At 60.1% G+C, this 16,289-nt stretch carries 17 protein-coding genes; 8 read left to right on the top strand and 9 right to left on the bottom strand.

All coding sequences use genetic code 11. From position 1 onward, the window contains the following. Positions 1-17: 17 nt before the first annotated feature. The 3 genes from arsC to QOL84_RS26465 are packed head-to-tail and all read left to right on the top strand — an operon-like array spanning position 18 to position 1,392. Positions 18-371: an arsenate reductase (glutaredoxin) gene (arsC, locus tag QOL84_RS26455; RefSeq protein ID WP_283439143.1), complete on the top strand. Its 354-nt coding sequence runs from the start codon at positions 18-20 to the stop codon at positions 369-371. After that, positions 368-964, top strand: coding sequence for an NAD(P)H:quinone oxidoreductase (wrbA, locus tag QOL84_RS26460; RefSeq protein ID WP_283439144.1), 597 nt, complete (start codon positions 368-370; stop codon positions 962-964). The genes arsC and wrbA overlap by 4 nt, the downstream gene beginning before the upstream one ends. A 2-nt stretch (positions 965-966) precedes the next feature. Next, a complete protein-coding gene (locus QOL84_RS26465; RefSeq protein WP_283439145.1) occupies positions 967-1,392 on the top strand; it encodes a DUF2069 domain-containing protein in 426 nt (141 codons plus the stop codon). 85 nt (positions 1,393-1,477) lie between these two features. On the opposite strand, the gene QOL84_RS26470 is transcribed toward QOL84_RS26465, so the two are convergent. After that, positions 1,478-2,152 (bottom strand): DNA-3-methyladenine glycosylase I, encoded by a 675-nt coding sequence (locus QOL84_RS26470; RefSeq protein ID WP_283439146.1) that lies wholly within the window; start codon positions 2,150-2,152, stop codon positions 1,478-1,480. A 166-nt stretch (positions 2,153-2,318) separates the two neighbouring features. Continuing rightward, positions 2,319-3,143, bottom strand: coding sequence for a tRNA 2-thiocytidine(32) synthetase TtcA (ttcA, locus tag QOL84_RS26475; RefSeq protein ID WP_129395085.1), 825 nt, complete (start codon positions 3,141-3,143; stop codon positions 2,319-2,321). Between the two features lie 426 nt (positions 3,144-3,569). On the opposite strand from ttcA, the gene QOL84_RS26480 reads away from it, so the two are divergent. Both QOL84_RS26480 and QOL84_RS26485 read left to right on the top strand, forming a co-directional pair. Continuing rightward, the gene (locus QOL84_RS26480; RefSeq protein WP_129395086.1) at positions 3,570-4,172 is read left to right on the top strand and encodes a Yip1 family protein; all 603 of its coding nucleotides are present in this window, start codon (positions 3,570-3,572) and stop codon (positions 4,170-4,172) included. 140 nt (positions 4,173-4,312) lie between these two features. After that, positions 4,313-4,807, top strand: a complete 495-nt coding sequence (locus tag QOL84_RS26485; protein WP_283439147.1) for a SprT family zinc-dependent metalloprotease — start codon at positions 4,313-4,315, stop codon at positions 4,805-4,807. 85 nt (positions 4,808-4,892) lie between these two features. Here QOL84_RS26485 and QOL84_RS26490 read toward each other — a convergent pair whose 3' ends face one another. Further along, entirely contained in the window at positions 4,893-6,074 is a 1,182-nt protein-coding gene (locus tag QOL84_RS26490) for a CaiB/BaiF CoA transferase family protein (protein WP_283439148.1), read from the bottom strand. A gap of 231 nt (positions 6,075-6,305) precedes the next feature. After that, positions 6,306-7,640 carry a dicarboxylate/amino acid:cation symporter gene (locus tag QOL84_RS26495; RefSeq protein ID WP_129395089.1) on the bottom strand — a complete coding sequence of 445 codons (1,335 nt, stop codon included), beginning with the start codon at positions 7,638-7,640 and terminating at the stop codon, positions 6,306-6,308. Positions 7,641-7,991: 351 nt separating this feature from the next. On the opposite strand from QOL84_RS26495, the gene QOL84_RS26500 reads away from it, so the two are divergent. Beyond that, a complete protein-coding gene (locus tag QOL84_RS26500) occupies positions 7,992-8,990 on the top strand; it encodes an AraC family transcriptional regulator (protein ID WP_283439149.1) in 999 nt (332 codons plus the stop codon). A 122-nt stretch (positions 8,991-9,112) separates the two neighbouring features. Here the strand turns inward: QOL84_RS26500 and QOL84_RS26505 are convergent, their stop codons facing one another. From QOL84_RS26505 to QOL84_RS26515, 3 genes are all read right to left on the bottom strand, one after another. Then, a complete protein-coding gene (locus QOL84_RS26505; RefSeq protein ID WP_129395091.1) occupies positions 9,113-10,459 on the bottom strand; it encodes an ATP-binding protein in 1,347 nt (448 codons plus the stop codon). Then, complete coding sequence (locus QOL84_RS26510; protein ID WP_008079190.1) at positions 10,456-11,133, bottom strand: response regulator transcription factor; 678 nt, start codon at positions 11,131-11,133, stop codon at positions 10,456-10,458. Before QOL84_RS26510 ends, QOL84_RS26505 begins: the two co-directional genes overlap by 4 nt. A gap of 149 nt (positions 11,134-11,282) precedes the next feature. Beyond that, a complete protein-coding gene (locus QOL84_RS26515) occupies positions 11,283-11,888 on the bottom strand; it encodes a hypothetical protein (RefSeq protein ID WP_283439150.1) in 606 nt (201 codons plus the stop codon). Between the two features lie 144 nt (positions 11,889-12,032). Here QOL84_RS26515 and QOL84_RS26520 point away from each other — a divergent pair, with 144 nt between their 5' ends. Both QOL84_RS26520 and QOL84_RS26525 read left to right on the top strand, forming a co-directional pair. After that, the gene (locus tag QOL84_RS26520) at positions 12,033-12,824 is read left to right on the top strand and encodes a dienelactone hydrolase family protein (RefSeq protein ID WP_283439151.1); all 792 of its coding nucleotides are present in this window, start codon (positions 12,033-12,035) and stop codon (positions 12,822-12,824) included. Between the two features lie 139 nt (positions 12,825-12,963). Beyond that, entirely contained in the window at positions 12,964-13,689 is a 726-nt protein-coding gene (locus QOL84_RS26525; protein ID WP_283439152.1) for a 4'-phosphopantetheinyl transferase family protein, read from the top strand. A gap of 116 nt (positions 13,690-13,805) precedes the next feature. Here the strand turns inward: QOL84_RS26525 and QOL84_RS26530 are convergent, their stop codons facing one another. Together QOL84_RS26530 and QOL84_RS26535 are read right to left on the bottom strand one after the other, a co-directional pair. After that, a complete protein-coding gene (locus QOL84_RS26530; protein ID WP_283439153.1) occupies positions 13,806-15,416 on the bottom strand; it encodes an ATP-binding protein in 1,611 nt (536 codons plus the stop codon). Further along, positions 15,413-16,135: a response regulator gene (locus QOL84_RS26535; protein ID WP_283439154.1), complete on the bottom strand. Its 723-nt coding sequence runs from the start codon at positions 16,133-16,135 to the stop codon at positions 15,413-15,415. The genes QOL84_RS26530 and QOL84_RS26535 overlap by 4 nt, the downstream gene beginning before the upstream one ends. Between the last annotated feature and the right edge of the window lie 154 nt (positions 16,136-16,289).

Raw genomic sequence — 16,289 nt, forward strand, 5'->3', positions numbered from 1 at the left:
GCCAGAAGCGACCCGCCATGACCGATCTGACGCTTTATCACAATCCGCGCTGCTCGAAATCCCGCGGTGCGCTGGAACTTCTTGAAGCCCGCGGCCTGACGCCAAACGTCGTGCGTTACCTCGAAACCCCGCTGAATGCAGCGCAAATCAAGGTCCTGCTGGGCAAACTCGGGATCAGCGCGCGCCAGTTGCTGCGCACTGGAGAAGATGAATACAAAATGCTTCAGCTGGCTGACGACAGCCTCAGCGAAGCGCAATTGATCGACGCCATCGCCGCGCATCCAAAACTGATGGAGCGACCGATTCTCGAAGTCGGCGACAAAGCCGTGATCGGTCGTCCGCCGGAAAATATCCTGGAGTTGCTGCCGTGAGCGCGCCGTACATTCTGGTGCTGTATTACAGCCGCAGCGGCTCGACCAACGAGATGGCGCGGCAGATTGCGCGCGGCGTCGAACAGGCCGGCCTCGAAGCGCGCCTGCGCACCGTACCGGCGATCTCCACCGAGTGCGAAGCGGTAGCGCCAGAGATTCCGGATGAAGGCGCCTTGTACGCCACCCTCGATGACCTGAAGAACTGCGCCGGCCTGGCACTCGGCAGCCCGACACGTTTCGGCAACATGGCGGCGCCGCTGAAATACTTTCTCGATGGCACCAGCAACCTGTGGCTGACCGGCGCTCTGGTCGGCAAACCGGCCGGCGTGTTCACTTCCACCGCCAGCCTGCACGGCGGCCAGGAAACCACTCTGCTGTCGATGATGCTGCCGCTGCTGCACCACGGCATGCTGATCACCGGCCTGCCCTACAGCGAATCGGCGCTGCTGGAAACCCAGGGTGGCGGCACGCCTTATGGCGCCAGTCATCACGCCGGGGCTGACGGTAAAAAAGGTCTGGATCAGCACGAAGTGGCGCTGTGTCGCGCCCTCGGCCTGCGCTTGGCCAAGACTGCGCAAAAACTGGAGGGCTGACAGTGGCGAAGAAGCCGAAGATTTTGCCTTCCGTCGAATGGCTGGCGCCACGCGTCAAGGCCATGCGGGTAATCAGCCTGCTGAGTTTTTTCGCCTTGGCCGGTTTGCTCGCCGCTTATTACCTGGTCTTCGCCGACCTGCACGGCGCGCGGCCGTGGGTGATTCTGCTGGTCGAACTGATCCCGTGGATTGTCCTCGCCCCGGCGATGATCATGGGCAGCGCGCGCGGGCATTCGTGGATGTGTTTTGTGGTGAATCTGTACTTCATCAAAGGCGCACTGGCGGCGTATGACCCGAATCGGCAGTTGTTTGGGGTGCTGGAGATGGTCGCGAGTCTGGCGGTGTTCTGCTCGGCGCTGTTGTATGTGCGGTGGCGGTATCAGTTGAATCGCAAATTGGCTGGCGAGGGCGAAATCGCCGTCGCCTGATGGAAAAGATCGCAGCCTTCGGCAGCTCCTACATTTGGAATGCATTCCCCTGTAGGAGCTGCCGAAGGCTGCGATCTTTTGCTATTCAATGGTTGACGGTGTACGCGAGCATCATCGAAATCTGGCTCATCGCCCGCCCGCCGCTTTGTTCATGCCACTGGTTGAACACGTCCTGCACAATCGCCAGATCACGCTGGCTGGTCGGCACCTTGTCGACGATCTTCTGCGCATTCAGCGCCGCGACCACGTCGTAGCTCGGCACGAATGTGTCCTTGCCGACCATGCGCAAAAAGCGTGGTGCCGACAGCCCGCCGAGTTGATGGCCGTGCTTTTTCAGGTAGGTCCACAAACCGACGATATCGGTCACCGGCCAGTCAGCAATCAGCGCGCCGAAACTGCCTTTGTCCTTCTCGACATCGAGAATGAACTGCGCATTGCGCGGCACACTCTTGAGCTTGCCAAGATGACGGATGATCCGTGCGTCCTGCATCAGGCGTTCGAGATGCTCGGCACTCATCAGCACGACTTTTTCCGGATCGAACTTGAAGAACACTTCTTCGAAGGCCGGCCACTTGGCGTCGACCAGACTGTGCTTGAGGCCGGCACGAAACACGCGCAGGGCCATGGTCGAGAGGTAGCGGTCGTCGCTGATCTTGCGCAGTTGTGCCGGAGTCTTGGGAACGGGCAGATGGGCTTCCAGTTCAGCTGCCGAACCGAAGCGGTTCAGACAGTATTCGTGCAGCCACTTGTAATCGCGCATGCCCTCTCCTATCGAATGAAACAAAAAACCAATGTGGGGCCCTTGTGGCGAGGAGATTTATCCCCGTTGGGCTGCGCAGCAGCCCCAGACTATTCTGGGAGCGCTTCGCGCTCCAACGGGGGATAAATCCCCTCGCCACAAAAGCGCGGCCACATAAAAATGGGTTTTACAGATTGACGATGTTGACGAAGCGCGAAGCCGCGGTCTCGTCGATCTTCAGGCTGGTGAAGTCGAACAGGTTACGGTCGGCCAGTTGCGACGGGATGACGTTCTGCAGACTGCGGAAGATGCTTTCAGTTCGACCCGGGGTCTTGCGCTCCCAGTCCTGGAGCATGTCCTTGACCACCTGACGCTGCAGGTTTTCCTGCGAACCGCAGAGGTTGCACGGGATGATCGGGAATTCCTTGAGGTCCGAATACGCCTGGATGTCTTTCTCGTTGCAGTACGCCAGCGGACGGATCACCACGTTGCGGCCGTCATCGGCGCGCAGCTTCGGCGGCATCGCTTTCAGGCTGCCGTTGAAGAACATGTTGAGGAAGAACGTCTCGACGATGTCGTCACGGTGATGACCGAGGGCCATCTTGGTCGCGCCGATTTCGTCGGCGAAGGTGTACAACGTGCCGCGACGCAGGCGCGAGCACAGCGAGCAGGTGGTCTTGCCTTCCGGAATCAATTCCTTGACCACCGAGTAGGTGTCTTTCTCGACGATGTGGTACTCGACGCCCAGCTCTTTCAGATAGGCCGGCAGCACGTGCTCGGGGAAGCCCGGCTGCTTCTGGTCCATGTTCACCGCGACGATCTCGAACTTGATCGGTGCAACCTTCTGCAGGTGCAGCAGCACGTCGAGCATGGTGTAGCTGTCCTTGCCCCCGGACAGGCAGACCATGACCTTGTCGCCGTCTTCGATCATGTTGAAATCGGCGACCGCTTCGCCGGCCAGGCGGCGCAGGCGCTTTTGCAGTTTGTTCTGGTTGACCGTAAGAGTGCCCATGACGCGAAATCCGTGAGGTGTGACGAAAGGCCGGCATTTTACGCAAAAACCCCGAATGCGCGAAGCACCTGTGGCGAGGGGATTTATCCCCGTTGGGTTGCGAAGCAGCCCCAAAACCTGAGAACTCGTATTGCCTGACACTGCGCGGTGAATGGTTTGGCGACTGCTGCGCAGCCGAACGGGGATAAATCCCCTCGCCACAAAAGTATTTCAAGCATCAAAAATGCCTTACCGGCAAGACCCCAAGGCGATTAAGCCCCGTGTTTACAGCGCGATTTGCTCTAAGCCCCTAATACCTGTGCGGGTAAGTCCTTTCTATACTGCGACATAAGGTCGCACACATCTGAAGACCTGTATTTGCTCGGCCACCTTGGCCCGTAGGCGCTCCGTTGGGGGGCGATGGCAATAACAAGAGGAGTGACTGGCATGATCCATCACGTAGTGGGACTTTTTACCCACCCCGATCAGGAATGGAAGGAAATCCGTGGCGACCAAGAGGAAAGCATCAGCCACATGTACCTGACGCACACGCTGATTCTGGCGGCGATCCCCGCTGTCTCGGCGTTCATTGGGACCACGCAGGTCGGCTGGGTGATCGGTAGTCGCTCGCCAGTGATGCTCACTGTTGAAAGCGCCGTCTGGATGACCGTCATGTCCTACCTGGCGATGCTCGGCGGCGTCGCGGTGATGGGCGCTTTCGTGCACTGGATGGCGCGCACTTATGACGCCAACCCAAGCCTGGCGCGCTGCGTCGCGTTCGCTACCTACACCGCGACACCATTGTTCGTCGGTGGGCTGGCGGCGCTGTATCCACATATGTGGCTGGGGATGATCGTCGGCACGGCGGCCATCTGTTACACGGTTTATCTGCTGTACGTGGGGCTGCCGACGTTCATGAACATTCCATCGGACGAAGGTTTTCTGTTTTCCAGCTCGGTGCTGGCGGTGGGTCTGGTGGTGCTGGTCGCCATCATGGCGTTTACCGTGATTGTCTGGGGCCTGGGCGTAGGCCCTGTGTATACGAACTGACCGGCCGAGAAAAACCACATCTGCCCATTCAGGCCGCCGCAAGGCGGCCTTCTCGTTTTCCGGATGACCATTCGGCAGCTCGACGATTCGCAAGTCCGGGGCGTTGCGGCATACTCATGGTCTCTGGAGATCCATCAAGCATGCCCGAGCAACTCAATACCCGCGTCGAAGACTGTTACCAACTCGCTGAAGCCTTTTTCAAACGTTCCTTCCCACGTCCTGTCGTCAGCCTCAAGCTGCGCGGGCAAAAAGCCGGTGTCGCGCATTTGCACGAGAACCTGCTGCGCTTCAATCCGCAGCTGTACCGGGAAAACACCGAGCATTTCCTCAAGCAGACCGTGGCCCACGAAGTCGCGCACCTGATCGCCCATCAATTGTTCGGCGAGCGCATTCAGCCGCATGGCGAAGAATGGCAATTGATCATGCGCGGGGTGTACGAACTGCCGCCGGATCGCTGCCACACCTACGCAATCAAGCGCCGCAGCGTGACGCGCTATATCTACAAATGCCCGTGCGCGGACAGTGATTTTCCCTTTTCGGCGCAGCGCCATGGACTGGTGCGGCAGGGACGGCGGTATTTGTGTCGTAGTTGCCGCAATACCTTGGTCTTTAGTGGTGAGATGCGGGTGGAATAAAGATCAAAAGATCGCAGCCTTCGGCAGCTCCTACATGAGATTGCATACCCCTGTAGGAGCTGCCGAAGGCTGCGATCTTTTGCATCTACCCCACCACTTTTGCCGCACGCAATTCAGCAACCCGCTCAACACTAAATCCTAACTCTGCCAACACCTCATCCGTATGCTGCCCCAACACCGCCCCGACATGCCGTGGCGCCGGTAACTCCTCGGAAAATTTCAACGGACACGCCATCTGCGCCTGCGTCGTGCCATCCCCGCGCGGCACTTGCGTCACCAGTTCACGCGCCTGCAATTGCGGATGGCGCACGGCCTCACTCAAATTCAACACCGGCTCGACACACGCATCGATCCCGGCAAACATCTCGCACAGTTCAGCAAAGTCATGCCGTTCAAACTCGATCTTCAACGCCTCCTTCAGCGCCCGCTGTTGCTCAGGTTTCGGCGACAACCCTTGCGCCGCCAATTCCGGCCGACCGAGCGTGGCACACAGCTGTTGCATGAACGCCGGCTCCAGGCTGCCGACAGACATCCAGCGGCCATCCCGCGAACGGTAATAATCGTAGAAGCTGCCGCCATTGAGCATCTGGTCTTCCCAGCCAGGCTCCGCGCCGCAGGCCAGATAGCCGGCGCCGGCCATGGCATTCAGGCTGAACGCGCAGTCGGTCATGCTCACGTCCAGATGCGTGCCCTGCCCGGTTTGCTGACGGGCAATCACTGCCGCGAGCAAGCCGATCACGCCGTGCAACGAACCACCGGCAACATCCGCCACCTGCATGCCCAAAGGCAACGGCCCACTGTCGGCGCGGCCGGTGTAACTGGAGAGGCCCGCCAGCGCCAGATAGTTGATGTCATGCCCGGCGCGATCCTTGTACGGGCCGGTCTGCCCATAGCCGGTGATCGACACGTAAATCAGCTTCGGGTTGATCGCCTTCAGCGCCTCATACCCCAGGCCCAATCGCTCCATTACCCCGGGGCGAAACTGTTCCAGGACGATGTCGTAATCAGCGAGCAACTGCTTGACCACTGCCAGCGCCTCGGGCTGTTTCAGGTCCAGCGCCAGGCTGCGCTTGTTGCGATTGAGGTAGGCGTGACTGGCCGATATCCCGCCATCGTGCGGCGGCAACACGCGCAACAAATCCATGCGCGTCGGCGATTCGATACGCAGCACCTCGGCGCCCATGTCCGCCAGCAACAGCGACGCGAACGGCCCCGGTAGCAACGTGGAAAAATCGAGGATCTTCAGTGAGGCCAGCGGCGCAGACATGGGCGAACTCCTTGGGCGATGCACTCAGCCTAGGCAGCCATTGCCGATGCAGCAATCACCGGATATGTCAGCGGGTGTGACCGTTACGCTCAAATCGCAGGCAATAAAAAACCCTGTGGTGAGGGGATTTATCCCCGTTGGACTGCGCAGCAGGCCCCTTCTCTTATCTTCAGAAGGGGCCGCTTCGCGACCCAACGGGGATAAATCCCCTCGCCACAAGGGCTTTTTTACTTACTTGACGCTGCTCGGGGTTGGGCCTTCAGCCACACCCAGGTCATCTTCCGGACGGGTATCAGCGATACCACGACCGCCCGAGGCCAGCTCGGCTTGCAGCGTGTCGGTGTCCAGCTCTTTCACCCACTTGGCAACCACGATGGTCGCAACGGCGTTGCCCACCAGGTTGGTCAGTGCGCGCGCTTCGGACATGAAGCGGTCGATACCGAGGATCAGCGCCAGACCGGCCACCGGCAGGTGACCTACCGCCGACAGGGTCGCTGCCAGCACAATGAAGCCCGAACCGGTGACACCGGCTGCGCCTTTGGAGGACAGCAGCAACACCACCAGCAGCGTGATCTGGTGAGTGATGTCCATGTGCGTGTCAGTTGCCTGAGCAATGAACACGGCGGCCATGGTCAGGTAGATCGCGGTACCGTCGAGGTTGAACGAGTAACCGGTCGGGATCACCAGACCCACTACCGATTTCTTCGCACCCAGACGCTCCATCTTGATCAGCATGCGTGGCAGAACCGATTCCGACGACGAGGTGCCGAGGACGATCAGCAGTTCTTCACGGATGTAACGGATCATCTTCAGCACGCTGAAACCGTGCATGCGCGCAATACCGCCAAGCACGATCAGCACGAACAACAGGCACGTGATGTAGAAGCAGATCATCAGTTGACCCAGCTGCACCAGCGAGCCGACACCGTAGGCACCGATGGTGAAGGCCATGGCACCGAAGGCACCGATTGGCGCGAGCTTCATGATCATGTTGATGATGTTGAACATCACGTGGGCGAAGCGATCGATGAAGTCGAGGATCGGCTTGCCGTAAGCACCCAGGCGATGCAGGGCGAAACCGAAGATCACCGAGAACATCAGCACTTGCAGGATGTCACCGGTGGCGAACGCGCCGACGATGGTGGTCGGGATCACGTTGAGCAGGAAACCGACCACGCTTTGGTCAGCACCAGCCGCTACATAAGAAGCGACTTTCGAAGCGTCAAGGGTGGCGACGTCGATGTGCATGCCGGCGCCCGGTTGCACAACGTTGACCACAACCAGACCGACCAGCAGCGCGATGGTCGAAACGATTTCGAAATACAGGAGTGCGTAGCCGCCGGTCTTGCCGACCGACTTCATGCTTTGCATGCCGGCGATGCCGCTGACCACGGTGCAGAAAATGATCGGGGCGATGATCATTTTGATCAGTTTGATGAACCCGTCACCCAGCGGCTTTACGGCCACACCGAACTGCGGGTAGTAGTGACCGAGCGCGATACCGATAACGATTGCGACGATCACCTGTAAATACAGGGATTTGTACAGTGGCTGACGAGTCGTCATTGCAAGTTTCCTCAAGAGTCCCGCGTAGCAACATCCATCTGTTGGCCGCGAAACCTGAATTGCGAACCCTCCTGCACTGGAGGGATTTGTTGTTGGAGCGGCGCTGTCCGGACAGGATCAACGCACGCTTCTGTCGCTCATATCGCAAACGCCGTGCCACTTTGGTGCATTTCGCTGCAAGCCTTTTGATATCAGGGGCTGCAGGTTCTTTTCCGTCACCCACTGGTGACTTGAGTGTGGCGGATTTCCGCCAAGTTGCTTGATCTCGTCCTACAATTTGGCGGAAATCCGCCTTGTTGCGCCCTGTCACCCCCGGCTACCATCCAGCGCCTGAGGAAGGATCTGCCGCTTATGCGCGAACGCACCATTGCCAGTCATTTCGCCCGTGCTGCCCTCGGTGGCGCGCGGCGCCTGCAGTTCGACTACTCGGAGTTGCTGCTGCAACTGGGCATCAGCCCGGAGTTGCTTGACGAGCCGCGTGCGCGCCTCGCTCCGGAACAATTCACCCGCTTGATCCAGGGCCTGTGGCTGGCGCTGGACGACGAGTATCTGGGTTTCGGCAATGCACCGAGTAAACCCGGCAGCTTCGCGATGATGTGCCACGCCTCGATTCACTGCCGCAATCTGGAGAAGGCACTGCAACGCGGTTTATTGTTTTATAGCCTATTCCCCGCAGCCCCGCGCCTGACCCTGAGCCGCGAAGACGAATGGGTGCGTTTGAGTCTCGACGATTCGCCATTGTGGGATCCGGATCACTTTTTGACGGAAAGCCTGCTGGTGATCTGGCATCGCCTCGGCAGTTGGCTGATCGGCCAGCGGATTCGCCTCGAACAGGCGACATTCAGTTACCCGCGCCCGGAGCATGGCGCCGAGTACGATCTGCTGTTCCCCTGCCCGACGACCTTCGGCACCGAGCAGAGCAGCCTGCTGTTTCACAGTCGTTACCTGCATATGCCGTTGTTGCAGGATGAACGCACGCTCAAGCATTTCCTCGAACGCTCTCCCGCCGACCTGCTTTCTCGCCCGGACGACGGCGACAGCCTGAGCAGTCGCCTGCGCCGTTTGCTCAGCCGCGACAGTGCGCGCTGGCCGGATCTGGAAGCGGTCGCGGCGCATATGCACATCAGCCCGCAGACGCTGCGCCGGCATTTGCGCGAGGAAGGCACGAGTTTTCAGGAGTTGAAGGATCAGCTGCGGCGGGATATCGCCATCTACCATCTGGGGCGGGCGGATCTGTCGTTGCAACAGATTGCCGAGCAGTTGGGATTCTCTGAACCGTCGGCGTTTCACCGGGCGTTCAAGAAGTGGACGGGGCTGACGCCGGGGGCTTATCGGGCGCAGGAGCAGTGAGGCATTTTTGAAGCTTGCGGTGCTCTCTTTGACGCCATCGCGAGCAGGCTCACTCCTACATTTGAAATGCGTTCCCCCTGTAGGAGTGAGCCTGCTCGCGATAGGGCCAGAAAGGCCAACACCTAAACCGCAGGAAAATGAATCCGGAACGCCGCCCCGCCCATCGGTGAATCCCCCAGCGCCAGTTTGGCGCTGTAACTTTCGATGATGTCCTTGACTACCGCCAACCCGATCCCCTGTCCCGGATGCTGGGCATCCAGCCGTTCGCCGCGCTCCAGAATCCGCGCGCGCTGATCCGGCGGCACGCCTGGGCCGTCGTCTTCGATGCACAGCTCAATCCCGGCCAGAGATTCACGCACGCTGATGCGCACTTCACCCAGACACAGGCGATAGGCGTTTTCCAGCAGGTTGCCCATCATCTCCAGCAAGGCGCCCTGCTCGATCGGCACATAGCAATGCTCGGGCAGATCAAACGCCACGCGCACACGTTTGTCGCGGTAGACCTTGTCCAGCGTGTCACAGAGGCTTTTCAGCACCGGTTGCAAACGCACCTGATGGCGCACCAGACCACTTTTACGCAAGCTGGCGCGTTGCAGTTGATAGCTGATCTGCTGGCTCATGCGCTCGATCTGACTTTGCAGCACCCACGCCTGATCGCGGTCTTCGGGGCGCTGGGCCATGTCTTCACTGACGCCTTGCAACACCGCCAACGGGGTTTTCAGGCTGTGCGCCAGATCATCGAGCGAGTCGCGATAACGGCTGCGCTGCTGGCGTTCGCTAAGCAGCAAACGGTTGAGCGAGCCGGTCAGGCGCAGCAGTTCACGCGGGTGTTGTTCGGTGAGGCTTTCGCGGGTGCCACCTTCGATTTCGTCGAGTTCCTGACTGAGTTGGCGCAAGGCCTTGAGGCCCCAGGTCAGGCCGATCCACAACAGCGCCAGCAACACCAGCAAAGCTGCGCCAAACCCGAGGTAGAGGTTTTCGCGCAGGCCTTCGAGGGTGGTTTCGTACTCGCGCACCGGTTGCAGGGCGACGATGCTGAATGCCGCGCTTTTGCCGCCAAGCAGTTTGACTTCAACGTCGTAAACGAAGAATTCTTGACCGTTGACCTCGCGGATCCGCGCGAACTCGTTGCCGAGGCCGTCGTAGCGCGGTTTGTAATTGATCTGCTCTTCCTGGGTGGCTTTCGAGCGCCAGACCAGATGCCCTTCACGGTCGTAGATGTAGCCGAGCAGGCGAAAGTCAGTGAGGTTGAAACGCTCATCCGGCAACTGATTGGGCATCACCAGCCGGCCGTTTTCTATACGTGCGGCAGAGATCAGCGTGGTGACGTCCGAGGCCAGCCGCTGTTCGATCGAGTCCTGCAACGCGAGGCTGAACGCGCCCTGCATCGCCGGGAGCAAGGCGAGCATGAACAACACCGCCAACGTGGTGGCGGCGAGCATCAGCCGAACGCGTAGCGAACGAATCAAGTGCAGCGCTCATTGAACAGATAACCGAGACCGCGCACGGTGTCGATCGGTTTGAACCCGGCCGGACCTTCGAGCTTGCGGCGCAGACGCCCGACCAACACTTCGATGACGTTTGGATCGCGCTCGTCGTCGTCCGGGTAGAGCTGCTCCATCAAGCGATCCTTGGGCACCACTTGCTGGTGGTGACGCATGAGGTATTCGAGGATGCGGTATTCGTAGGCGGTCAGCGCCAGCGGTTGCTCGTCGAGCGTCGCCTGTTTGCGATTGAGGTCGAGCAGCAGCGGGCCGGCGACGATGGTCGACTGGGTGAAACCGCTGGAGCGGCGCAGCAAGGCATTCAGGCGCGCGTCGAGTTCTTCGAACTGGAACGGCTTGACCACATAATCATCGGCACCGGCGGCGAGGCCTTCGACCTTGTCCTGCCAGTTGCCGCGCGCGGTGAGGATCAGGATCGGGAAGGTCTTGCCGCCCGAGCGCAGTTGGCGAATCAGGTCGAGGCCGCCCATGCCCGGCAAGCCAAGATCGATCACCGCCAGGTCAAAGTTGAACTGCCCGGTCTGGTACAGCGCTTCTTCGGCATTGGCCACGGACTCGACCACGTGACCGCTTTCCGTCAGGCGGGTTTGCAGGTGATGGCGCAACAGCGCTTCATCTTCGACGACCAACAGTTTCATAACACTCTCCCGGGTAAATCAGCATCTCCAAAAACACACCTGTGGGAGCGGGCTTGCTCGCGAAAGCGGTGGATCAGTCAATGTAGATATTGACTGATCCGGCGCCTTCGCGAGCAAGCCCGCTCCCACAATGATTTCGCTGTCGCTCCTTAGAAATAGTAGTTGGCCGACAGGTAAGTCTGCGCGCTGCTGGTCAAATCCAGCGAGCCTTGTTTGCTGCCGCCGCTCTCTTTCATCTCGGTGCTGGCATTGCTCATCAGGTAACGGTAACCGAGTTCGACCGAAGTGCTCTGCGAGACTTGCTGCAACACACCGAACTGGCCGCCGACGGAGTAACCGATATCGCTGTCGCGGCTGTAGCCTGGCGAATCCTGCGTCAGCTTGGTCAAACCGGCCGTGGCGCCACCGAACAGCTTGGTGCTGCCGCCCACCGGATAGAACAGATCGTAGCTGCCCAGCAGGTTTTCCTGGCGCAGTTTAATGCCATTGTGCGAGCCCGACACATTATCGTAGGTGGCGTAGTAGCGACCCTGGCTGTTTTGCTGACCGAGGCGTACGCCGTAGGTGTTGTTGCCGTCGATGGCGCCTGTGGCATTCGGGTGACCGAGGTTGTCATTCAGTGCGCGGGACTTATCGATCTTGTCGCTGGTCTGGCCGAACGTCAGGCCGGCGAAATTGGTTGTGTCGTCGGCGTTGGCCGCGATGCTGGAGCCTAACAAGGTAAATGCCAGCAGCAGTTTGTTAAAACGAGTCATGAGTATTTCCTCTTTCACAGTGCTGTTTGGGTATGGCGCAAGGTTACTGACCTGCCCCTGTACCTCCCCTGAACGCTCTCTGAACCTGACCTGAATCAAATCGACTAGGCTGTTTTGACCACTTTTCGATAAGGACACCCGACCATGCGCCTGTTCCTCGCCCTCACGTTGCTGGCGATCAGCAGCCTCACCCAGGCTGCGATCAAGACTGAAGAAATCCCCTACCAGAGTGCCGACGGTACGAATCTGATCGGTTACTACGCCTATGACGACGCCATAAAAGGCGCGCGCCCCGGCGTGGTCGTGGTGCACGAATGGTGGGGCCTGAACGATTACGCCAAGCGCCGCGCGCGCGATCTCGCCGGGCTCGGCTACAGCGCGCTGGCAATCGATATGTACGGCGAAGGCAAGAACACCGAACACCCGAAAGATGCGATGGCGTTCATGCAGGCGGCGACGGCGGACGCGGCAGCCTCCAGCAAACGGTTTGACGCCGGGCTGAATTTGCTGAAGAAACAGCCACAGACCGACGTCAATAAAATCGCCGCTATCGGTTACTGCTTTGGCGGTGGCGTGGTGTTGAATGCAGCGCGTCAGGGTGAGCCGCTGGCCGGCGTGGTGAGTTTCCACGGTGCGCTGGCGACCAATACCCCGGCGACGCCTGGCAGCGTCAAGGCGAAAGTTCTGGTCGAGCATGGCGCGCTGGACAGCATGGTCACCCCGGCCAACGTCAGCGCATTCAAAGCGGAGATGGACAAGGCTGGCGCTGACTACACATTCGTCAGCCTCGATGGCGCCAAGCACGGGTTTACCAATCCGGACGCCGATCGCCTGAGCCATGGCGACCACGGCGGCCCAGACATCGGTTACAACAAGGCGGCCGATGAAAAATCCTGGGCGGACATGAAAGCGTTCTTCCAGAAAATCTTCAGCTAATCAGCGACACCGCGGCGCGGCCATCGCGAGCAGGCTCACTCCTACAGGGGAACGCATTTCAATTGTAGGAGTGAGCCTGCTCGCGATAGCTTCACCGCCAATCTCGACCTCGGCTCGACTAAACGGCAAAATGCCCGCCATGAATCTCACCCCCGCCCTGCCCGCCTGCTGCACCGCGCTCGACAGCCACTGGCCGTTGCCGACGGTGTTGCCTGATACCGTGCTGCTCAGCACCTACTTCGATCCGGCTCAATTGCTGGGCGATGACTTTCGCCGTAGCGCCATCGAGCCGCCGCCGAGCATTCAACGTTCGGTGGCCAAGCGACAGGCCGAGTTTCTCGCCGGACGTATCTGCGCCCGTGCAGCATTGCAACAACTGGAAGGTTCGAGCGTGGTGCCGGCGATCGGTGAAGATCGCGCGCCGGTCTGGCCATCGCACATCTGCGGCTCGATCACCCACAGCTCCGGGCGTGCGGCGGCGATTGTCGCAAACAAACAGCATTGGCGCGGTTTGGGTATGGACCTGGAGAATATTCTCGGCAGCGAGCGCGCCGAGCGTCTGGCCGGGGAAATTCTCACCCCGGCAGAAATGCAGCGCATGGCTGCCGGCTCGCCGGAGCAACTCGCACTTTGCGTGACGCTGACGTTTTCGGTGAAAGAGAGCTTGTTCAAGGCGCTGTACCCGATTGTGCAGCAGCGCTTTTATTTCGAGCATGCTGAAGTGCTGGAGTGGACTGAGGCGGGTGAGGTTCGGTTGCGGCTGCTGACGGATTTGTCTGCGCAGTGGTGCAGCGGGACGGAGCTGGATGCGCAGTTTGGGGTGCGGGATGGGCAGTTGTTGAGTTTGGTCAGCATTAAAGCCTGAGGATTTGTAGGGTGGCCGCTGACCCCATCGCGAGCAGGCTCACTCCTACAGGGGAACGCATTCCAAATGCAGGAGTGAGCCTGCTCGCGAAGAGGCCAGCAAAACCACCACACCTCTCAACGGCGCTCCTGATTCCGCGGCCAACTCAAACTAAAACACGCCCCCCCCAAACTCTTGCTCTTGCCAATGATCGCCCGGCCGTCATGCCAGTGAATGATCCGCCGCACAATCGACAACCCCAGACCATGCCCGCCCGACGCTCGAGTGCGGCTGTCATCCAGACGCAGAAACGGCGTAAAGATCCGTTCCCACGCCACCTCAGGCACACCCGGGCCGTCATCTTCAACATCGACCCGGCAGCGCAACTGCCCGACCTGATAACTCACCGTCACGTTCGAGCGCGCATGACGCATCGCGTTGCTCACCAGGTTCTGCAACGCCCGGTGCAGATAACGCGGCTCGGCTTCGACCCAGGCATCGTCGTTATCCGCGGCAGACAAACACAAACCGCGCTGCACCGTGACCTCGGCGCGCAACGGCGCCAGCTCTTCGATCACCTGATTGACCAGCGCATCCAGATCAATCCGCTGGAACGTCAGCGCCGGCGAGCCCTGCTCCAGTCGCGCATAGGTGAGCATTTCGTCGACCAGTTTATCGAGGTCTTCGATGTCGTGATCCATGCCCTCGCGGTACTTCTCCAGCGCTTGCGGGGTGGTCGCCGAGCCGATCATCTCCAGGCCGAAACGCAGACGCGCCACCGGTGTGCGCAATTCATGGGACACCGCGCGCACCAGTTCACGCTGGATCGCCAGCAACTGCTGCAAGTGTTCGGCCATGCCATTGAACGCCGAGGCCAGACGCCCGACCGAGTCGGCACCGCGCGCCGGCACACGGGTTTCCAGACTGCCTTTGGCGATCCGCGTGGCCGCCGCTTCGAGGCCGCGCAAACGTCGCTCGAGCTGGCGCACCAACAGATAAACGATCAGGCCGATCAAGCTCAGCCCCAGCGCAGCAATCAGCACCAGCCATTCCGGCGGGTACGGATTCATCTGGTACAGCGGGCCGATCTCAAGCACCCACGGCGTGCCGACCATGCCGGCAAACACGCGGATCGAGTCGCCGCCCTTGCCCAACGCCATCACCGTGTCGCCTTCTGCCACGCGACGGCTCTGGTCTTCGTCCATGTCGGCATCGTTCACCGTGACCAGCCGCAGGTCAAAACCAAAGCCTTTTTCTTCCTTTATCTGCGCAAGACGTTTCGGCTGTTCGCCGACCGGCACGCGCACCAGTTCATCGGCCAGCAGATAAATAGTCGCGCGGGCCAACTGCTCACTGATCTGCTGCACCTCGCCCGTGAGCACAAGTTGTTCCTTGTCGCTGACCATTCGATAGACCTTGGCCGCGTGCGGCCCGGTCTGCTCGACCAGCGCCTGACCACGCTGCACGCGGGTGCGCTGGGACAGATCAAGATCGGTCTCGGAAATTTTCTTCAGCGCCAGCGGAATCCCCAGCAGACGTTCCCACACCAGCAGCGCCCGATGGCGCTCGGTCTCGTTCATCGGTTGCAGGTTGCCCGCCATCAGCGAAAACGTGCCGTGGGCCAAGCGCTCGCGGTATTGCTCGCTGCGCACCTGATTGAGCAGGTTCAACGCCAGGACGCCGAGCACCGCCACCAGAATCAGCGCTGCGCACATGCCGCCGTAGATGCGCAGGAAGATCGAATTCACAGCGACAGGTCTACGCAGGCTTCAGGGACGAACAGATAACCTTTGCTGCGAATGGTCTTGATCAGGCGCGGATGATCGGGGTCGTCACCGATTTTCGGGCGGATCCGCGAGATGCGTACATCGATCGAGCGGTCCTGGCCGTCGTAGCCAATGCCGCGCAGGGCGGTGAAGATTTCTTCGCGCGAGAGAATCCGCCCGGCGTTGGACACCAGCAGCCAGAGCAGGTCGAATTCAGCGCTGGTCAACTCGATGCCGGTGTCGCTCAGCCAGGCTTCGCGCAAGGCGTTGTCGACCACCAACGGGCCGAATTGCAACCGGCGGGATTTTTCCGCGACTGGCTCGGCGCTGTCACTGCGGCGCAGCAACGCCTGAATTCGCGCCAGCAGCAATCGTGGACGCACCGGTTTGCAGACGTAATCGTCGGCGCCGAGGTCGAGGCCCTGAATCTGGTCGGCATCGTCGGTGCGCGCGGTGAGCATCAGGATCGGCCCGTCGAATTGATTGCGCACCTTGCGGCAAATGCTCAGGCCATCCTCACCGGGCAACATCAGGTCGAGGACCACCAGATCCGGTTGTTCCTTGATGATGCGTGCCGCCGCCAGCGCGCCGTTGCCTTCAATGTCGACGCGCAGTCCATTGGCTTGCAGGTAGTCGCGCGTGAGTTCGGCCAGTCGCTGGTCATCCTCGACGATCAAAACCTGAAAGGCTTGTTGCTCCACCGGTGACCTCTGCTTGCTGTTTTTATTAATAGAAGAAGGCGCTTGCCCGAATACACACGATCCCCTTTAGGAGCTGACGAGTGAAACGAGGCTGCGATCTTGTGATTTTGTTTTTTCAAGATCAAAAGATCGCAGCCTTCGGCAGCTCCTACAG

The organism is Pseudomonas helmanticensis (assembly GCF_900182985.1).
GTDB lineage: Bacteria > Pseudomonadota > Gammaproteobacteria > Pseudomonadales > Pseudomonadaceae > Aquipseudomonas > Aquipseudomonas helmanticensis.